Below are 20,036 nucleotides of genomic sequence, written 5' to 3' on the forward strand. Positions count from 1 at the left end.
CTCCAAATCTGTCAGACTTAATTAGCACTCCCCACTGCTTCCGTTACCTTCATATCCGGTTTGCGTTTTTTATAGCGACTACGGATAGCGTTGAGATGGTCACGGAGATCGGAATACTGCTTTTTATCTGGATAAGCATAAGCGTTGATTGCAGTAAAATCCACAAGGAAGTCATAGATTTCTTGCAGTTTCGCCCGGACTTCCTTGTTTTGACTAGGTGCCTTGCCCTTTTGCTCAGTCAAGCGCTCCTTATAGGCTTTCTCAAACTGAGCCTGCGCCTTTGTCTAGGTTTCTACATGAGTTGTCAAATGCAGGGTTGCAAGGGCAATTTGGTAGTCAGTATCTTTTAGCTCCTTGAGCAAATGGTTAACAGCTTCTGTCTCTTTCTCGTAGCTCATACTCGTTAGCCCAGCATAATTTTTGAAAAATTTGCTGAGTTTGTCGTAAGCTTCCTTGCTACCTGCCAAGCCAAGACTTTTAACAACTCTTGCTGACAAATACCGTAGAGATGGTCCGTTGCATAAATGATTTGCTTGCGACAAATCCCTTTGACAACGTAGGCTGACACCCACCAAAATTCATTGCAGGAGGCTGCAAATTCTTCTTCGGTAGGCGGATAAGTCCAGTAGCGATTGGAATTGGGCTGATAGGCTTCAAACAAACCTTTGTCGTCTTTTAAGACTTTGAAACCAGCCTCACTATCCACCCACTCTTGGATATACTCCTTGGGGCAGAGGGTTAAATCAATACGATTCCCATCTTCAAAAAGCATGAGATACAGACGACGGTGTCCAAGGACATTGTGCTGTTCAATCAGACGCATTCCAAACTGGTCTAGCCAAGATAAATCAGATAACAAGTCGTTCAGATTCTCAACAATATAGACCACATCATAATCTTGGAACTCATCTCTTAGAGAGTGGATATCGGCCCGCGAGCCGGATAAGGCTACTGCTTCCACTCGCAGGGATTCACCTATTTGCAAAATCAGATTCATCATTTCTGTATCAGTTCTCATCTTTTACTCCTTCATCACTTAAAGGTGTTGGATATTTTTTAACAGGTTAGAGCAGTAAACTATTGATCACTTCTGAACTTTCTATACAATCAACGACAAGATATTATTAAGGAAGCGTCCCGTAGCCTACTGATCTCGCTCAAAATGATAGAGATATAGAGGAGGCAGATAGGAAACCAGAATCATCAAAATAATAACTATGAATACGAACTGATGAATCTGAAATGTCATTACCACACACAAGCCAAGAAGACCAATTAATAGGGGTCCTAAGATATAGGATAGGAAAATCAAAAGTCCCTTCCTCAGGTTCTTCCTATAAACGAAACACAAACGAATCAGTGTGTAGACTAAGGCTCCTATAATCAAGGGAAAGCCAAATAAAAACATGATAAAGGTCGCCCCTAAAGCAGCGGATTCTGAGCCCTCTAAATTAAAAATAAGCATCAAGATCATGAACAAAGTAAACACGATCGGTGCATAGAGTCCTAGTAATCTTTTTTTCCGATGATTCATAAAGAAATCAAAAATAGCTGAGGGCGATGAAACTAAGAGAATAAAACCTAAGTAAAGCCATATAATCGAATGTCCTGAACTATCCATCACTCGCACTCCTTAAAACGCTGTCGTTTCTTCCAAGGTAAACTTAACGTTATCTTCGATCCATTGGCGACGTGGAGCTGCCTTATCGCCCATTAGGACGGAGACACGGCGTTCTGCACGAGCTAAATCATCAATGGTGACACGGATCAAGGTGCGGGTTTCTGGGTTCATAGTTGTTTCCCAAAGCTGATCCGCATTCATCTCCCCCAACCCTTTATAACGTTGGAGGGTTGCCCCACGACCAAAGGTCCTACGTAGGTCTTCCAATTCACTATCAGTCCAGGCATAAGCCACTTCTTCTTTCTTCCCTTTGCCTTTAGACATCTTGTAAAGAGGAGGCATGGCGATATAGACACGTCCTGCTTCAACCAAGGGGCGCATATACCGGTAAAAGAAAGTTAGGAGCAGGGTCTGAATGTGGGCCCCATCCGTATCCGCATCGGTCATGATGATAATCTTGTCATAGTTGGCATCTTCAAGAGTAAAGTCAGCCCCAACTCCAGCACCGATGGTATAGATCATGGTGTTGATTTCCTCATTTTTGAGGATATCGCTCATGTTGGCCTTCTCAGTATTGAGAACCTTCCCTCGAAGTGGAAGGATGGCCTGGAACTTGCGGTCTCGACCTTGCTTAGCCGATCCACCAGCTGAGTCTCCTTCGACTAGATAGAGTTCATTCTTGGCAGCATTCTTGGACTGGGCTGGGGTCAATTTACCAGATAAGAGTCCCTTATCTTTCTTGTTCTTCTTCCCATTACGACTCTCATCTCGCGCCTTCCGAGCCGCTTCACGCGCATCCCGGGCCTTAATGGCCTTGCGAATCAGATTGGAAGCTAATTCCCCATTTTCCATGAGGAAGAAGGTCAACTTGTCAGCGACAATCCCGTCGACGACTGGCCGTGCCAGTGGACTTCCTAGTTTGTCCTTGGTCTGCCCTTCGAACTGCAAATGGGCTTCTGGAACCAAGATTGAAAGAACAGCTGAAAGACCTTCCCGGTAGTCGGATCCTTCTAGGTTCTTGTCTTTTTCTTTGAGAAGACCCGTCTTTCTTGCATAATCGTTCATAGCCTTGGTAATGGCTGTCTTCAGTCCAGTTTCGTGGGTTCCCCCATCCTTGGTGCGGACATTATTGACAAAGGACAAGATATTGTCAGAATAGCCATCATTGTACTGGAGAGCGACTTCTACTTGGAAGCCTTCTGATTCTCCATTAAAGTAGAGAACCGGCGTCAAGGTTTCCTTATCTTCATTCAAGTACTCAACGAAATCCTGTACCCCATTCTCGTAATGGAAGGCGACGTAGTTGTCTTCTTCCTTACGAAGATCTGTCAGTGTCAGCGTTACATCCTTGAGCAAGAAAGCCGACTCCTTGATTCGTTCTGCAATAGTATTAAACTTGAAATCCGTCGTTGAGAAGATGGTTGGATCCGGCATGAAGGTAACCTTAGTTCCCGTCTTAGACTTAGGTGCCGACCCAATCTTCTCAAGGGTTGTAACTGGTTTCCCACCATCTTCAAAGCGTTGCTTGTAGACTGCTCCATCACGGGTAATCTCAACCTCAAGCCAGCTAGAGAGGGCGTTCACGACGGAAGATCCCACTCCGTGGAGACCACCAGAGGTCTTATAACCCCCTTGACCAAACTTCCCTCCAGCGTGGAGGATCGTAAAGATGACCTCAACGGTTGGTTTCCCCATAGCATGCATCCCTGTCGGCATCCCCCGACCTTGGTCCGCTACAGATAGGGAACCGTCTTTGTTAATCGTAACGTCAATTTGAGAACCAAAACCAGATAGAGCTTCATCGACGGCATTATCGACAATTTCCCAGACCAAATGGTGGAGACCATTTCCGTCTGTCGATCCAATATACATCCCTGGACGTTTACGGACCGCATCTAACCCTTCTAGTACCTGAATGGCATCGTCATTATAATTATTAATGTTGATTTCCTTTTTAGACACAAGGAACCTCCTGTTTGTTCATCTTTTCTATATTACAGCTTTTTAGGAATTTTTGCAAAATTTTTCTTTCCCTTCTTCTCTCAAGCACCTCATTTCACTGCATTATCTCAAAAGCTTTTGTCCGATGTAACACTTGTTGCTAACATTTTCTTTTTCATTCAAGGCATTTTTGATATAATGATACTATGATGAAAACAATTCTTTTACTCGTATTAGCATACCTATTAGGCTCCATTCCTTCTGGTTTGTGGATTGGGAAAGCCTTCTTTAATATCAATCTACGCGAACACGGTTCTGGAAATACAGGGACCACCAATACCTTCCGTATCCTAGGGACGAAGGCTGGTTTGGTTGTCTTTGCGGTTGACTTCCTTAAAGGAACCTTGGCCGTTTTATTGCCGACTATTTTTGGGGTTACAGGGATTTCGCCAATGGTCTTTGGTCTTCTCGCAGTTCTTGGTCATACCTTCCCCATTTTTGCAGGCTTTAAAGGAGGCAAGGCAGTCGCGACCAGTGCAGGAGTCCTCATCGGCTTCTCCCCTCTCTTCCTCTTTATCCTAGCCATTTATTTCTTTAGCAGCCTCTATCTGACAAGTATGATTTCTTTTTCCAGTGTGACCGTGGCAATCTTGGCTAGTATCGGAGTCCTCATCCTCCCACTGACTGGTTGGATCCTCCCAAGCTACGATATCATCTTTACCATTATCGTCCTCGCACTGGCGACCTTGATTATCATCCGCCACAAGGACAACATCAAACGTATCCTCAACAAGGATGAAAATATCGTCACCTGGGGCAAAAATATTACCCATCAAAAACAAAAAAACTAGGGCTTTTGCTCTAGTTTTTTTATGTTCATCAATGGAAGGTCTCTGAAAGAAAGCAAATAGAAGTCTCCCCTCCACTTCCTCTATAAGGTCACTTTCAAGAGTCTCTCTATTTCTTGATAAAGAATCTCTGTTGGTTGATAAGCCTTGCTTTGTTGAGCGAGGACCTTTAGATGAGTCCAATCTTCCCTAGAAACCAATTCATTAAATAAGCGCAAGACTTCGGATTCCGTTTTTTTACGAGAGACCAAACCTATTTGGAATAACTCAGCCCGAACTGCATTGTCAAACTGATCATAGTCCTGGGGCAAAATCAAACTTGGAATCCCAAGATCAATACAACCCATCATGATCCCTGCACCTGCATGATGAATGGCAAAATCCATTTGATCTAAAACATCTGAATAAGGGAGGTAATCAAAGATCAGAAGATTTTCCGACAACATGCTAGGTGGATGCTCCAAACCACTAGGGTCGCCTAGGGTAACGTAAAAGACATAGTCAGGATATTCTTGGCTCAAAAGCTTTGCATACTCCACCATCCGCTCTTTTTCCCATTTTAAATGAGTCCCGCAAGTGACGAAGACCCGCTTGTTAGAGCTAGTGAAATACTGCTTCTGCTCTTGAGGAAGTCTGTCAAAAGATAGACAGCGATAACCAACCCATTTAAGCTGGGATGGAAAATCGTCTCGAAACTCCAACTCTTTCATGCCCAGAGCCAAGATTGAATAGGGAGAATAGATCGCTTCTGTCCCATCTTCGCGATACAATTTGAAACCCTCTAGGGTATCGAGATTCTTCTTAACCAGAGCAAATCCAGCCTTCTTTGCCAAACGAATGACTTTCCTGCCTAGTGCATCTCTCCACTTATAGAAGATGCCCTGATGCGGTTTCCAGCCTCCCAGATATGCAGGGGTTGTCGTACGACTTTCAATCGCTACTGGACTTGGAATGGTCGTAATCCAGGGAATTTCCAAACGATCAGCTAACATACCTTCAGGAGCTGCTACAAAATCTGCAATAACCAAGTCTGGTCTTCCTTCAGCCTCCCAAATTCGATTTATTTCGTCGAAAACCTCAGGGATCAGTCTGCTATTGTCCATTAATTGTTGGTACATGATCAATAGATTTGCTTGCTTGGCTGTATTGGCTATATCTTCCATCACAGTCGGACGATCAGGAAACAAGGCAAGGCAGTCAAAACCAATCTGCTCAACCAATGCCTTTTTCTGAAAACCTGTAATAACACGGATCTGAAAACGCGGATCCTCCAGCAAGGGTTTCACCAGGGTCAAGGTGGGAAACAAATGGCCACTAAAGGGAACGCTAATCACATCGATTTTTATCACTTTTTCTAATCCAGTCATAGATGATTCCTTTCACATCTTCTCTGTATTCATAGCTATAATGATCCGTATCCACTTGAATATCCGCTGAGTGGCGATCCAGAATACGTGAATAAGGATCTTTCTTTCCTTTGATGACCAGTAGCTCTAGTTCTTTTTGACGTAAGAGAAGCTGGGAAACCGGGCCAAGCGCTATCACGCGCAATCTTGGAAGGGTGACCTGATTCCCTAAACTTCTGAGCCACTGGGTCAGCATATTGACCCCTGAACTCTTACAAACAAGCACTACTTCCTGCGCTTCCAACAAGGGAGACAAGTGCTCCTGTAACAACTTTTGGAAACGAAAGTTCAAAATCGTATGCCAATAGTAGATAACATTGGATGTAGCAGCCAACAAGAGGGATACTTGCGGAGAATTTATATGTTCAAAATCTTGATTGAAGGGAAAATTGCTGGCTACTACTGAGTAACCGGAAGGACAAATAGCATGGAGGAGATCTAACTGCCCAGCTGTCAACCCGGCACAAGTAATATCACTGCTCCCACTAAGAAAGAGAACCAAGCGATCAGAGTCTAGCATGGTCTGATCAGGAGACAAAGCAGACAAACGGTCTAGATAGGACTTCATCTTACTCATAACGAATCTTTCCATCCGTCACTCGAATCTTCCGCCCCCGCCAATGAATCACAGGAGGAGTCATTAGAACACAGATAAACAGCCAAGGAAGCAGAAAATCATTCATCACTTCGTAGATGACTTCATCCAAGTGTAGGCGATTGGATAGAATGCTTTGTCGATAGAGGAGCATCCATACTGCCTTGAATCCCAGTAAGACAAAGACTAGAAGAAGATAAGGCCAACCTAAAAAAAGACTTAGGATTAACCCTGGAAGAGGCAGAAAACTCGGTAAACCTATGAGGAAAAAGACCTTCCAGTCCATGTGTTCTTTGAGATAAATAGAGCTAAAGAGAAGCCAACGCTTCATCTGGAGCAGATATTGCTTGGCATCCTTGATAGTGGTTCGAACATTACAGGTGACCCGTGTTTGGATAATGGATACTCCTTTACTCCTTAAAAAATCGGCCACGGCTAAATCATCACATAGATAATCCTTAATCGCTGTGAAAAGCCCCTGTTCTTTTGCAAGTTCTACCGGTAGGATATAAAACATCCCGTTGATGGAGTGATTTGCCTCAACTTCTGCCATAGTAAAATAGGTAATAAAAGAATTGCCATTAACGAATGCTGCGACCAGCTTGGACCAGAAATTGCTTCTCTCCTGGTTATAAGGAATACCTGTCAGAATGACCTCTTGACCCAAATAGGCAGTTAGCTCACCCATTTTAGAAAAATCAATCACACTATCATCGTCCAAAACAATCAGATAAGGCCGAGTTAGCTCCTCTACAACCTGCTCAATCTTGTAACTCTTGGGATTAATACCTTGAGGGACGTCTTCAATGAGAAAGATTCGAATGCGTTGGGCAAAGGAAGCCTCTTGGCAAATCTGATCTGCTACTCGTTGGGCTTCTATATCAGACTGGTCAATCAACCAGTAGAATTCCACTGCTTCTGTTTGCTGAAGATTAGCCCGCAAATCACTCTCTAAACGAGGATCACCAGAGAGAATTGGTTGGACCACTGTAAAAAGCTCTTCTGGGAAATCAGCAGAATGAGCCTGACCTTTTTTATAATAAGTAAAGGACAGCAACCAACGGACGAGAAATAAGAGAAGATAAGAAACGCCTAAAAATATAAATACAAATTTCATCTATCAAGTCCCTTTCGTAAATATCTAGCAAGGAGACGGATGATCCATCTTTTGGGAAGCATTCTACCTAGCCAAACGAGCAAGCGATAGCGAAGGCCGATAACAGCATAGGAAATATCCCTTTCTATAAATCGGATCAACTGCTGAGCAACTTTCTTGGGCTTCATCTGCAAGCGACTGCCACCCAATGCTTCTACAAGTTTGGGAGGAAAAATAGCTGTTTGGACTGGTCCAAGAATATAGAGACCTAGCTGGACCGGGGAATCTGATTGCCTCAGTTCCTCCTGGAGAGCAAGAGTGTAGGTCTGCAAGGCAGCCTTACTGGAACTGTAGGCTGCTAGATAGGAATGAGGAAAAAGAGCAGCCAGAGATGACAGCTGGACCAAGTGGATCTTCTGATTCTTCTGCACTAACTGCTTAATTAGTTGGACCGGAGCGTGGTAATTGACTTGCCAGAGGTCTTGCTCACTGGCTGAATCAAGGTCACTCTCACGGGAAAAATAGGCTAATCCCGCACAATTGACAAGAAGATCTGCATCTAGGTTCTCTACAAAAGCTTCTAGAGCCATTTGATCTAGCATATCTAATGTTAGGATTGACAGTTGCGCCTTGCTCCCAGTTAGTTCTTTTTTGACTTGGGAGAGTTTATCAGCATCTCGACCTACTAAGACCAGATAATCCAGACTTCTTGCCAGTTCTTTCGCTAGCTGCCGGCCAATCCCTCCTGTAGCCCCTAAAATGAACGCTTTATTAATTGTATCTTCCATCTTCATAGCTCTAGTGTACCAAATTTCAACCAGTTAGAAAACTCCTACTACCATATTCTAACTTTACGGTTCAACCCCTACTTATAAAAAAAAGTCTCTATCGCAAAAATAGAGCCCTTTTACCTGTTGTCTATTTCCAAACCGTACTTCGATAACTACTAGCTGGTAGGCAATCAAATAGGAGAGGTTGTTTTTCATCGAATAAAAGATACAGAAGAAATGTTTAGCCCCTCTAGCCTAGTCCTTGTTATAGAGACTCAAAGAAGGATGGAGAAGACCATCATCCACTGGAAATTGGAAGGATTTAAGAATGGTAACAAGTAAAACAAATCCCTCTTTGAAAGATTTATGACGAGTCACTAACGTTAAGCTTTGAACAAAGAGAAAGGCAGCTTTTTTTATGCTGCCTGGTTATCTAAGCTATAGCCTCAGTAAAAATACCTTGTTTTTTTATTCTTAAATCAAGATCCACTATAAAGCATCGACTAAGTCCATCAGTATTTCCATAGGAGTCTTTTTCCTGCGACCATTAACAGTTTCGATTATGTGATAAACTTTTAAACGATTGTCATTACTAAAGACAAACTCAAAGCGGAATTCGCGTCCATTCGGCGCCACTGTATCAAATTTTGTTTTATATTTATCATGAACAGGACTAACTGGAAATTTATTGAAGAGCAAGCGTCGCTTCTCTCCTGCTTCTTTTAGACAGTTTTCTGGTTCCTGACAATAGTTGTAAAACAGCTGATAGAGGTCTTCTTCTGAAATTCTTCTTCTCCGAACCAATGATTTAAAATCCGAAAAATTTCTGCGCGGGATTTCAATGCTAAATGAAAATCCCTCCCGATTCATTCTTTCTAAAAATTCATCTCTTGAAATCATAGAACCACTCTTTCTTTTATCAATCTGTAGTGAACCCTTATTGTTTCTATAAATCGTCAATCCATTATGTAATCAAGCAAATCCATCAAGGTTAGTTTCTTCCGACCATTGACTGTCTCAAATAGATTAAAAACTCTTAGTTGTTGATTCTTTTTGAATACAAACTCAAAGCGAAACTCGCGACCATTGCATGCAGCGACATAAAATCCAGTCTGATACTTCCTCTTATCCGCTACCGCTTGCATTCTCCGGTCTTCTATCTCCCTACAAAGTGAAAGAAATAGCTGATAGAGTTGCTCCTCAGAGAGCCTTTTTTTCCAAACCAATAACTTGAAGTCTTTATACCACCACCATGGGATTTGAATGTTGAATGAAAAACCTTCCTGATTTACTTTATCGATAAATGCTCTTCTGGAAATCATACCAATTCCCTTTCTATTGGAACATCGTTTTCTCTATTATACCATCTTTTGTCCTTTCACAAAAAGAGCATCCCAAAGTGGAATGCATTTTTCTGTTTCTTAATAGTATTCCCCTTGGCGGTAGTTCCAAGAGTTGAAATGATCGGATAAGTGCATCATGATCTTATCGATATCCAATCCCTTACGAATCACAACTGGACAAGTATTGACAGAACGGCTACCTGCTCCTTGTTCTGGGATTAGCTTACCTTCCGCATCGACCATCGAAACCATCACTCCTTGTTCATAACGCGTTTCAATGGTTTTGTCTGGTTGGATAGAAGCTACATAATCATCAGCTTCGATAACCAAGTCCACGGCACCTTCGATACGCTCACCGATTCCTTCGACCTTCCCACGGTTACCTTTACCTGAAGGGTTTGCGGATGAAGCATAAACAATCTTCCCTTCTTTTTCCCACATTTCTTTGGCAATTTGCTCACCAGCTTTACCAAATTTAATGACAAAACAGCTGGTTCCACGCACATCTGTCATGAGTTCTTCACGTCCATCTCCGAAGGCCTGTAATTTTGCATAGGCATCTTCACGCCATGGAAGGATACAACCAAGCAAGATATCTTCATCCCAATGTTTTTGGTAGAAGGCTTCGATTTCAGGATTCAATTGCGCAAGGGCACGAAGTTCATCCATGCTTCCACAAAGAACAACACCTGGTTTGTTGCGGTTGCGTTCTTTGGCTTCGAACTTCCGTTCCAATCCAGCCTTGTCGCTGGTCATGATGATGTAGCCAACTTTTGTAGGGCAGACGATACAGCCACCCTCTCCTTTCAAAATTTCAAATCCTTCTTGTGAAAGTTGTCCGTCCCATTGAATGTGTTTTGTCATAAGTCTCTTTCCTTTTCTATTCTTTTTAGTATTGTATCAAAAACTAGTCTCAATTTCAATATATTTTCAGAAAATTCGTAATTAAGTATACAATTTTATCATTGCCAGTAAGCTGGCCGATTCTTCTCATATGCTGCGATCAAGTCTTCGTACTGAAGCGTAATCCCGATATCATCCAACCCATTGAGCAATTTATGCTTCCAATCTTGATCGATCTCAAAGCAAAACTCTCCAACAGGTGAGATAATCTTCTGCTCTTCCAAATCCACCGTCACTGGATCTGTCGGCTGCAAGCTTGCCAATTTTTGACGAACTTCTAGCGGTTGCACAATCGGAAGCATGCCATTATTGAGCTCATTATTGTAATGAATATCTCCGAAGGATCCAGCGATAACGACCTTAAAGCCATAATCAGCTAATGCCCAGGCTGCGTGCTCCCGAGAGGAGCCAGCCCCAAAATTGTCACCAGTGATCAAAATAGTTGCCTGGCGGTATTCTGGCCTGTTAAAGATAAAATCTGGATCCTCGGTATACTGATCATCCAAGTAGCGCCAAGCATACATGAGGTATTTACCAAAACCTTTTTTATCAATCAACTTCAAGAATTGTTTGGGGAGGATTTGGTCAGTATCAATATTATCGTTCATCAAGGGAACCGTTGTCCCTGTATAAATGGTAAATTTCTCCATGATTCTTCCTTTTACTCGACTTCTGGCAATTGGCGCACATCGACAAAGCGACCAGCAATTGCTGCTGCAGCGGCCATAGCGGGGCTACAAAGATGGGTCTTGGCCCCAAAGCCTTGGCGATCTTCAAAGTTTCGATTGCTAGTAGAGGCACAATGGACGCCATCCGGCACCTTGTCTGGGTTCATCCCGAGACACATGGAGCAACCTGGATCACGCCATTCAAAGCCTGCATCCATAAAGATTTGATCCAAGCCTAACTTTTCAGCGGCTTGCTTGACTGGACGAGAGCCAGGTACGACAATGGCTGTTAAGTTGGGCGCGATTTTTTTGCCTTTCACAAACTTGGCTGCCAACTCCAAATCGCTAAGACGCGCATTGGTACAAGAACCGATAAAGATATAGCCTAATTCAATGTCTGCTGGTTTTTGACCAGGCTCTAAATCCATATAATGATAAGCCCGTTCATCATTCATGTCCCGAATCTCTGGGAAGGGTGTCTCAAAGTCCACTCCCATAGAAGGATTGGTCCCCCAAGTCACCATCGGAGCTAGTTCAGATACATCCATACGGATGACCTTGTCATAAACGGCATCGTCATCACTGACCAGAGTCTTCCAGTCAGCTACTGCGGCCTCAAAATCACTTGGCACACATTCGCGTCCCCGAAGGTAGTCAAAGGTCGTCTGATCTGGATTCATGATCCCCATTTTGGATCCAAACTCGATCGACATATTGCAGATGGTCATCCGTTCTTCCATGGTCAAGCGATCAATCGCTTCTCCCCGATACTCTACGACATAGCCAACTCCACACGCAACACCATAATGCGCTATCAAAGCTAAAATGTAATCTTTTGAATAGATCCCTTTTTGTGGGGTACCGGTGAATTCGACCAACATCTTCTTTGGTTTGACTTGCCAGAGGGTTTGGGTGGCAAAGACATGCTCCACTTCACTGGTTCCAATCCCAAAGGCAATGGCACCGAAGGCTCCGTGGGTTGCGGTGTGGCTGTCTCCACAGACAATAAATTTTCCTGGCTGGGTCCGACCAGTTTCAGGACCCACCATATGCACGATTCCTTGCTTAGCAGAACCGTGACCTGCATGATCAATCCCAAATTCTACTACATTCTCAGCTAATTTATCAATCTGGGCCTTTGAAATGACATCTCGAATATCAAAAATATTGACCGTTGGAACATTATGATCAAAGGTTCCAAAGGTTAAATCGGGTCGTCGAACCTTGCGTCCTGTATCCCGTAATCCTTGAAAGGCTTGGGGACTCGTCACTTCGTGGATATAGTGTTGGTCCACATACATGAGTTGGGGTTGCCCTTCTACTCCTGTAATCACGTGGTGGTCCCAAAGTTTATCAAAGATAGATTTTCCACTCATCGTCTTTCTCCATTTATCTTCTTGTTAGGGAATCCATTGAAGGATTAGAAAGAGGACACCTGCTAAGAGAAGACTACTCATCCACCAGGTGACTTGGAAATACCATTTTCGTACCTTGTGGTGAAAGAGATGCCCACCTATAAGAGCTCCAAATCCACCAAGTAGCCAGCTCTCGAGTAAGAGGACCTTTGCAGGAATCCGCCATCTGTTTTGAATGGCTTTTCGCTTATCTAAGCCATAGGTCAGAAAGACCATACCATTCCAAAGAGCAATGACCATTAAACAGCGATCTCTCCAAGTCATCTTAGAGATTCCCAATAATGGCTGCAGTCATCTCTGCAGTCGAAGCCTGACCACCGAGATCTCGGGTCAAAATCCCCTGATTCAAGGTTTGATTGACTGCTTCTTCAATCATTTCTGCACCTGCTGTTTCTCCAAAACTGTCTCGGAGCATCATGGCAACGGACAGGATCATAGAAATCGGATTAGCAATCCCTTGTCCAGCAATATCCGGAGCTGAACCATGAATCGGCTCGTACATGCTTGGTCCTTGGTCAGAATGACTGGCAGACGGCATCACGCCTAGTGTTCCAGGAAGGACGCTGGATTCGTCAGATAAGATATCTCCGAATAGATTCTCTGTCACTACGACATCAAAACGGGCTGGATTGGTAATCATGATCATGGCCGCACTATCGACAAGCTGGTGCTCTAAGGTCACATCTGGAAATTCTTTAGCAACTTCTTCTGCCACTTGGCGCCACAATTTAGACGTTGCCAGAACATTTTGCTTATCGATACTGGTCACTTTCTTGCCACGTCCTTGTGCAATCTTGAAGGCTTGTCGCATAATCCGACGGATTTCTTCTGTACTGTAATCATTGATATCGCGCGCTGTATCTTCTTTCAAGATATGCTCTCCAAAGTAAATCCCACCTGTCAATTCACGCACGACCACAAAGTCGACACCCTCGATACGCTCTGGTTTCAAAGGAGACAAGTGTTTCAAGGCTTCAAAAATCCGTACAGGACGAATATTTGCAAAGAGATTTAATTCCTTGCGAATAGCGAGCAGGCCTTGTTCGGGACGAACAGGAGCATTATCATACTCAGGACTTCCGATGGCTGCGAGAAGAATAGCATCCGCTCCTTTAGCTGCTTCGAGAGTATCTTGGGGAAGTGGGTGGCCAGCTGCATCAATCCCAGCACCCCCAAAAGGTTTGTCTTCTAGACTATAATCAAAGCCAATTTTGGGAGCAACGGCTGCGAGGACCTCTAGTCCAGCTGCCATGATCTCAGGGCCAATCCCATCTCCTGCAAGTGTTACAATTTTCTTTGTCATGTTTATTTCCTCTTAGGCTTGTGGAAGATCACGGTAGGAGACAGCTCGTCCCATCTCACCCGCATTCTCTTTTTGAACCAGCGTGTTGGCATTGATATAAGCGATGGCAGAGGCTTTCAATACGTCAAAGTCCAAACCAGAGGCATTGAAAATCGTATCTGTATCGACATTTTCCACAGATACCAAGACACGGGCTTGGGCATCGATCCCATCTGTCACTGCATCGATATTGTATGAGGTCAAGCGAACGGTTTGGTTGAAGAATTTATCAATCGCATTAAAGATCGCTTCAACTGACCCTTGACCATTGGCAAGGAATTCAAGTACTTCCCCTTCTTCATTGCTGAGGCTAACCGCTGCTGTAATCGTTTCGTCTGCATTGGTGGTTAAGCGGAGATCATTAAATTGGAATCCTTCTGGATTTTCCACTGCTGTACCGGCAACAAGGGCGCGGATATCGGCATCTGTGATCTCGTGTTTCTTGTCTGCCAGAGATTTGAACTTAGCAAACAACGGCTTGATGTCCTCTTCTGTATATTCCAGTCCCAACTCATGCAGTTTTTCGACAAAGGCATGGCGACCAGACAATTTTCCAAGAGGGAGGCTATTGCTCTTGACACCCACCAGCTCAGGGGTGATGATTTCATAAGTAAGAGGATTTTTAAGAACCCCGTCTTGGTGAATACCAGACTCGTGTGAGAAGGCATTGCCACCAACAACCGCCTTGTTTTTAGGAATTGGAATACCAGAGTACCGAGAGACCAACTCAGAAGTGTTGATGGTTTCATTAAGGACAATCGGACTTTCCACTTGGAAATAGTCTTCGCGAATATTGAGAGCAACTGCTACTTCTTCAAGTGCCGCATTGCCGGCCCGCTCCCCGATCCCATTAATGGTTCCTTCGACACGACGGGCACCATTTTTAACAGCAGCGAGGCTATTGGCCACCGCCATACCTAGGTCATCATGGCAATGAGGGGAATAGATAATCTCGCGATCTGTCTTGACATGGTCAATCATGTATTTGAAAATGGCACCGTACTCCGCTGGTGTCGTGAAACCGACTGTATCAGGAATGTTGATATAGCTGGCCCCTGCATCGACTGCAGTCTGTACGACTTGCAAGAGGAAATCCAATTCCGTCCGGGTCGCATCTTCTGGCGAGAATTCAACAATTTCAAATTTTGAGCGAGCGTAAGAAACGTGCTCTTTGATCGCTTCAAGAATTTCTTCCTTGGTCTTGTTGAGTTTAAACTCCCGGTGAATCGGACTGGTTGCGATAAAGACGTGAATTTGTGGATACTTAGCATCCTTCAAGGCTTCATAACAAGCATCAATATCTGATTTGACAGAACGGGCCAAACCTGTCACGGCTGTCTTGGTCAAGACCTTGGCAATCTCTTGAACAGCTGTGAAGGAATCAGGACTAGCTGCAGGAAAACCTGCTTCAATAGCAGAAATACCCCATTTTTCCAATTGTTTGGCAATAGCAACCTTTTCTTTGATAGAGAAATTAACTCCCGGAGTCTGTTCACCATCCCGAAGGCTGGTATCTAAAAATTCAACTTTACGCATAGGGTCTCCTCATTTCTATGTAGTGGATATAAAGAAAAACATCTCACTCGGTCAACCAAGCGAGATGTTTTTGCCCGCTTGGTAAGCCAAACAGGACTAATGCTTCTGCACTAGCCCTTATACCTCAACAACAAAGCAAATTGAATAAACTTAGCTGTTTTCATGTTTGACTTTCTCCTTTGTTCAATGTCTTGTTTAGTATTTTAGCATAGGGAAAAAGCAATGTCAAGAATTTTCTATAATATTCTGAATTTTTTGAATAGAAACAAAATAAAGTTTTCAATTCTAATTAGACTATAGACAGCCTGTTTTTGTATAAGAAAACCTAGGTGCTATTAAAAAAATTATAATGACATTTCCTATTATGCTCACTCAAACACATCATGTAATGAAACTTTCCACCGTGAGAAAAGTGCTAGAAACACGGTTGTTTCTAGCACTCGGAATTATTGAGACCTTAGGCTCAATAATTAGTCATGGAACTTCTTAGAAGTTCGCTGACGTCCGTACTCACCTAAGGAAAGTTTTTAAGATGACTTTGAATTCAATTTGAATAGCCTCTTCCACTCTACTTCTTCTGATACAAATCAAAAACGATCTTGTCATTATAGAGATCAATGGTATTGGCCTTGACATAGATTCCAAAGTCATTGTCAATTTCTGGTAGTACAATGGTAATGGTAGACTCCTTTGGCGAAATCTGGATAAAATCTGGGATATTTTTATTTTTGCTTAAAAGTCGCAAAACCATTTTTTGAGGAATTTGAAAGCTTCCTACCGAAAAATCCTTCACAGTTAAGAGAATATTCCCGTTTTCCAATTTGGAAGGTTGAAAGTACATGTATAAGGGGTAGTCTTTCCCTAAGAGACTCAACTGACCCTCTAAAAGGACTTGCTGATTATCTGCATAGACCTTGTAGTCAGACAGCTTATATTTTTTTAGAAGCGATTGGATGGTGTCATTGAGTTGATCACGGGTGGTCGTCATAGTCCCAACTTTGACATCTTTGCTCCTGACTGTCTGATAAAGCTGGCTAACATCTTCTCTTGGACTTGCTAAGCGCCCTTGCACGACTATTGCAAAGGCTAAGAGAAGGCTGACCAATCCTAAAAACAACCATTTCCAAATATTTATTTTTTGAAGGAAGGGGACCTTCTCTTTGATGGGATTATTTTTGACTCCAAGTTTTCTTCGTGGCATTGATTTTCTCCAATATTGCTTGTTTCATCTTTTCATAGCCTGTATTGTTGGGGTGGAAACTATCCTCTTCATACAGGGCATCATTGATAACGGTTGTCTTCCCGTCACTGATTTCTGATACGCCCATTTTTCCATCAATTCCTTTATATAGCAGATCATTGATCGGAACGAAATAGACCAGATCAAATTGCGCGATAGTTTCTTCCGTCGTCTCATTCCAACGATCTACAGCCGTCTGAATACTGGTTAATTCAGGAAAATTCAGGTAAAGAGGATTGTAGATCCCCACTACATAAATGGGAAGATGGGGATTGTCCTTTCTGGCCTTTGTAATAATTTCTTTGAGGTTCGCTGTATAATTCTTGAGCGGCTTTTGGATATCTGACAGAGAAAAATCACTCAGATGATCGACAACAACTTTGCGCAGATCATTTCCCCCAACCGTTAAGGTCATGACACGCGCCTTTTTGAGATCCTTCTGAAGATCTGTTTGCTTCTTGAGACGATCTAAGATCTGAGCGCTTGTATTTCCAGCTACTCCATAGTTGACAGGCTGATACTGGCCGTCATTTTCATTGGATAGGCTTTGGGCAAGGATGGGGACAAAGCCCCCTTGCTTGGTGCTATCCCCTACTCCTTCGGTCAGTGAATCCCCTAGAGCTACATAAGTATAGGTGATTTCTTTCGCAGCTGTTTTGGGCTTGGTCATGCGAGGAGATGCAGTTGGTAGCAAAGCACGAAATAGAAAGACAAAGACAAGAAGGCTGGTTAAAAAGAAAACCAAGCCTTGCATCATTTTTTTAAAATTCATATAAATACGATCGCTTATCCTTGAAAAATCACTTGTCCATCACAGATTGTATAAGCAACTTTCCCTTTTAATGTTTCGCCCACAAATGGTGAATTTCCAGCTTTTGAAGCGAAATGATCCGATACCAGACGATCTGCTTCTGGATCAAAGATGGTTAAATCTGCCGGTCCATCCACTGCGATATAGCCAGCATCAAAATCATAGAGACGTGCTGGATTATAGGACATCTTTTCAAGCAATTGCATCAAGCTTAAATGGCCAGCATGCACCAAGTAGGTCAAACCAAGAGAAAGCGAAGTTTCAAGCCCAGTCATGCCAGATGGTGCTTTGGTAATATCAGGGACATTCTTCTCATCCGCATGGTGAGGCGCGTGGTCCGTCGCAATCACAGAGATAACGCCTGATTTCAAGCCTTCAATCACTGCTAGACGGTCAGATTCCAAGCGAAGAGGTGGATTCATCTTAGCATTGCTTCCTTTAGTCAAGAGCAGACTTTCTGTTTTCGAAAAGTGTTGAGGTGCCACTTCTGCCGTTACATGAGCTCCTAATCCTTGGGCAAATCCCACCACCTTGACACTTTCTTCCTTGGAAAGGTGTTGGATATGGAGGTGGGCACCTGTCGCATGAGCAATCATGGCATCACGCGCAGCCATTGAATATTCGGCTACACCCGTCGCACCACAGACATGGAAGTGTTCCTTAGCAATATTCTCATTCAAACCAAGAATGCCATTCAACTCAGGGTCTTCTTCATGAAGACTAATAAAGGTCCCTAGACGCTTAGCTTCTTCCAAGGCTTGGCGGACAACCTTAGTGCTTTGAAGGGGAATCCCATCATCTGAAAATCCTACTGCACCGGCCTTAAGCAATCCTTCAAAATCTGTCAGGTGTTGACCGTCAAAGTTCTTAGTCACCGTCGCAACCGTATGAATGTGAAGATTTTCCTTGGCTGCAGAAGCTAAGACTTCTTCTAAGGTAGCAATATCTGAAATGGTAGGATTGGTATTGGCCATCATGACCACTCGAGTAAAACCACCCGCAGCTGCGGCTAAGGCACCCGTATGGATGTCTTCTTTATGAGTTTGACCAGGTTCACGGAAATGGACGTGTACATCGATCAATCCAGGAGCTACAACCAGACCAGTAGCATCAAGGACTTCTTGTCCATCCGTTGGGAGGTTTTCAGCGATCTCTACGATTTTCTTTCCTTCGATACGAAGATCACAGACTTGATCCAAACCTGTCTTGGGATCCATTACGCGACCATTTTTAATGACAACCATTGCATTCTCCTTTATTCATAAAAATCAACATGCGACTCAAACAAGCGGTCGCCGTCATAGCGAAACATTGCTGAAAAGAAGGGTTTATCCTCCAACAACCACTCAACAAAGGTGTGGTCCCCTTCCCAGGTTGGTTTTGAGAGGACTTGATCATAAGGTACCCACTCCAAGGTCCCTTCGTTACACTCGATCAGTTCTCCCTCAAAATCTGTTACCTTGAAGACATAGGTGTACCAGTCCAAATCTGGAGTAAACTCCGGAAAGGTAATAATCCCTTTCAAAACTGGCTTGGCTCTAAGGCCGGTCTCCTCAAAAATCTCACGCGCAGCACACTCCTGTGGGGTTTCCCCGCGTTCTAATTTTCCACCAACTCCGATCCATTTACCTTCATGGACATCATTGGGCTTTTTATTGCGATGCAACATGAGAAATTCTTTCCCATTGTCAATGTAACAAATCGTTGCTAATTGTGGCATTTCTTTCTCCTATCTTAACCAATCAATCGGCTCGCGTCCCGCCTCTTTCAAAAATTGATTGGTTTTTGAAAAAGGTTGGGAACCAAAGAATCCTCGGTAGGCCGATAAGGGACTTGGGTGAGCTGATTCAAGGACTAAATGTCGATCGTGGGTAATCAGAGGCTTTTTCTTACGGGCATAAGATCCCCAGAGGATAAAGACAACTGGCTCCTCCAACTCATTGACCACCTTGATCACAGCATCTGTGAAAGGCTCCCAAATTTGTCCTGCATGGCCATTGGCCTGACCAGCTGGCACTGTCAAGCAGGCATTGAGCAAGAGCACTCCTTGCTCTGCCCAAGAGGTCAGATCATGGGAACGCTTCTCTCCAATATCTGAGCGCAATTCTTTGAGAATATTTTGCAAAGAAGGCGGCGCTGGTACATGATCTGGAACAGAAAAACTTAAGCCCTGCGCTTGATCCGGTCCATGGTAGGGATCTTGCCCTAAGATCAAGACCTTGACATGATCCATCTCTGTCATCTGCAAGGCCTTAAAGACCTTGTCACGCGGTGGATAAACCACTCCTTTGCTGTAGACTTCATTCATAAAGTCATTGATCTGGTGAAAATACCCTTCTGGAAGATGGGATTTGATGGCTTCATGCCAGGGTGAATGCTGCATGGAAACTCTCCGCTATCCAATAAATTCTTACCTTCCATTATACCACATTTGGCGCAGATCCACTGGATAAAAAAGAGGCTGGATAATTTTGTCCAACCTCTTTTTCTGCCTGTCAAAC

General features: G+C 43.6%; 19 protein-coding genes and 2 pseudogenes. 1 reads left to right on the top strand and 20 read right to left on the bottom strand.

What is annotated here, in order from left to right; genetic code table 11:
- Window positions 1-17: 17 nt before the first annotated feature.
- From QM968_RS01275 to parE, 3 genes and pseudogenes are all read right to left on the bottom strand, one after another.
- Window positions 18-464 (bottom strand): annotated as a pseudogene (locus tag QM968_RS01275) (DUF6261 family protein); the annotation flags it as partial.
- Window positions 458-1,018 (bottom strand): annotated as a pseudogene (locus QM968_RS01280) (aminoglycoside 6-adenylyltransferase); the annotation flags it as partial. The pseudogenes QM968_RS01280 and QM968_RS01275, both read right to left, overlap by 7 nt.
- 615 nt (window positions 1,019-1,633) lie before the next feature.
- Window positions 1,634-3,583: a DNA topoisomerase IV subunit B gene (parE, locus tag QM968_RS01285; protein WP_414381593.1), complete on the bottom strand. Its 1,950-nt coding sequence runs from the start codon at window positions 3,581-3,583 to the stop codon at window positions 1,634-1,636.
- Window positions 3,584-3,771: 188 nt separating this feature from the next.
- Between parE and plsY the strand changes: the two genes are divergently transcribed.
- Window positions 3,772-4,413: a glycerol-3-phosphate 1-O-acyltransferase PlsY gene (gene plsY, locus QM968_RS01290; RefSeq protein ID WP_414382463.1), complete on the top strand. Its 642-nt coding sequence runs from the start codon at window positions 3,772-3,774 to the stop codon at window positions 4,411-4,413.
- Between the two features lie 80 nt (window positions 4,414-4,493).
- Here the strand turns inward: plsY and QM968_RS01295 are convergent, their stop codons facing one another.
- The 17 genes from QM968_RS01295 to QM968_RS01375 form a co-directional block, all read right to left on the bottom strand.
- Window positions 4,494-5,777 (bottom strand): glycosyltransferase, encoded by a 1,284-nt coding sequence (locus QM968_RS01295; protein WP_414381596.1) that lies wholly within the window; start codon window positions 5,775-5,777, stop codon window positions 4,494-4,496.
- A complete protein-coding gene (locus QM968_RS01300) occupies window positions 5,737-6,393 on the bottom strand; it encodes a hypothetical protein (protein WP_414381599.1) in 657 nt (218 codons plus the stop codon). Before QM968_RS01300 ends, QM968_RS01295 begins: the two co-directional genes overlap by 41 nt.
- On the bottom strand, window positions 6,386-7,528 hold the full coding sequence (locus QM968_RS01305) for a glycosyltransferase (RefSeq protein WP_414325513.1): 1,143 nt from the start codon (window positions 7,526-7,528) through the stop codon (window positions 6,386-6,388). Before QM968_RS01305 ends, QM968_RS01300 begins: the two co-directional genes overlap by 8 nt.
- Window positions 7,525-8,301 (bottom strand): SDR family NAD(P)-dependent oxidoreductase, encoded by a 777-nt coding sequence (locus QM968_RS01310; protein ID WP_414381602.1) that lies wholly within the window; start codon window positions 8,299-8,301, stop codon window positions 7,525-7,527. The genes QM968_RS01305 and QM968_RS01310 overlap by 4 nt, the downstream gene beginning before the upstream one ends.
- Before the next feature lie 465 nt (window positions 8,302-8,766).
- On the bottom strand, window positions 8,767-9,177 hold the full coding sequence (locus tag QM968_RS01315; RefSeq protein WP_414381605.1) for a hypothetical protein: 411 nt from the start codon (window positions 9,175-9,177) through the stop codon (window positions 8,767-8,769).
- 56 nt (window positions 9,178-9,233) lie between these two features.
- A complete protein-coding gene (locus QM968_RS01320; RefSeq protein WP_414381608.1) occupies window positions 9,234-9,599 on the bottom strand; it encodes a hypothetical protein in 366 nt (121 codons plus the stop codon).
- A 99-nt stretch (window positions 9,600-9,698) separates the two neighbouring features.
- Window positions 9,699-10,484 (bottom strand): L-threonylcarbamoyladenylate synthase, encoded by a 786-nt coding sequence (locus tag QM968_RS01325; RefSeq protein WP_414381611.1) that lies wholly within the window; start codon window positions 10,482-10,484, stop codon window positions 9,699-9,701.
- Window positions 10,485-10,582: 98 nt separating this feature from the next.
- The gene (gene leuD / locus QM968_RS01330; RefSeq protein ID WP_414381614.1) at window positions 10,583-11,173 is read right to left on the bottom strand and encodes a 3-isopropylmalate dehydratase small subunit; all 591 of its coding nucleotides are present in this window, start codon (window positions 11,171-11,173) and stop codon (window positions 10,583-10,585) included.
- 11 nt (window positions 11,174-11,184) lie between these two features.
- Window positions 11,185-12,567: a 3-isopropylmalate dehydratase large subunit gene (leuC, locus tag QM968_RS01335; protein ID WP_414381616.1), complete on the bottom strand. Its 1,383-nt coding sequence runs from the start codon at window positions 12,565-12,567 to the stop codon at window positions 11,185-11,187.
- Window positions 12,568-12,591: 24 nt separating this feature from the next.
- A complete protein-coding gene (locus tag QM968_RS01340; protein ID WP_414381619.1) occupies window positions 12,592-12,870 on the bottom strand; it encodes a DUF1294 domain-containing protein in 279 nt (92 codons plus the stop codon).
- A 1-nt stretch (window position 12,871) separates the two neighbouring features.
- Window positions 12,872-13,909: a 3-isopropylmalate dehydrogenase gene (gene leuB, locus QM968_RS01345; protein WP_129824802.1), complete on the bottom strand. Its 1,038-nt coding sequence runs from the start codon at window positions 13,907-13,909 to the stop codon at window positions 12,872-12,874.
- 12 nt (window positions 13,910-13,921) lie between these two features.
- Window positions 13,922-15,484, bottom strand: coding sequence for a 2-isopropylmalate synthase (locus tag QM968_RS01350; RefSeq protein WP_414381622.1), 1,563 nt, complete (start codon window positions 15,482-15,484; stop codon window positions 13,922-13,924).
- 568 nt (window positions 15,485-16,052) lie between these two features.
- Complete coding sequence (locus tag QM968_RS01355) at window positions 16,053-16,685, bottom strand: YpmS family protein (protein WP_414381625.1); 633 nt, start codon at window positions 16,683-16,685, stop codon at window positions 16,053-16,055.
- Window positions 16,654-17,496 (bottom strand): SGNH/GDSL hydrolase family protein, encoded by an 843-nt coding sequence (locus QM968_RS01360; protein ID WP_414381628.1) that lies wholly within the window; start codon window positions 17,494-17,496, stop codon window positions 16,654-16,656. Before QM968_RS01360 ends, QM968_RS01355 begins: the two co-directional genes overlap by 32 nt.
- 14 nt (window positions 17,497-17,510) lie before the next feature.
- Window positions 17,511-18,779 (bottom strand): dihydroorotase, encoded by a 1,269-nt coding sequence (locus QM968_RS01365; RefSeq protein ID WP_129824798.1) that lies wholly within the window; start codon window positions 18,777-18,779, stop codon window positions 17,511-17,513.
- 11 nt (window positions 18,780-18,790) lie between these two features.
- Window positions 18,791-19,255 (bottom strand): NUDIX hydrolase, encoded by a 465-nt coding sequence (locus QM968_RS01370; RefSeq protein WP_129824797.1) that lies wholly within the window; start codon window positions 19,253-19,255, stop codon window positions 18,791-18,793.
- Window positions 19,256-19,264: 9 nt separating this feature from the next.
- Window positions 19,265-19,918 carry a uracil-DNA glycosylase gene (locus QM968_RS01375; RefSeq protein ID WP_129824796.1) on the bottom strand — a complete coding sequence of 218 codons (654 nt, stop codon included), beginning with the start codon at window positions 19,916-19,918 and terminating at the stop codon, window positions 19,265-19,267.
- Window positions 19,919-20,036 lie beyond the last annotated feature (118 nt).

This window comes from Streptococcus sp. OMI870, from assembly GCF_047460295.1.
Taxonomy (GTDB): Bacteria; Bacillota; Bacilli; order Lactobacillales; family Streptococcaceae; genus Streptococcus.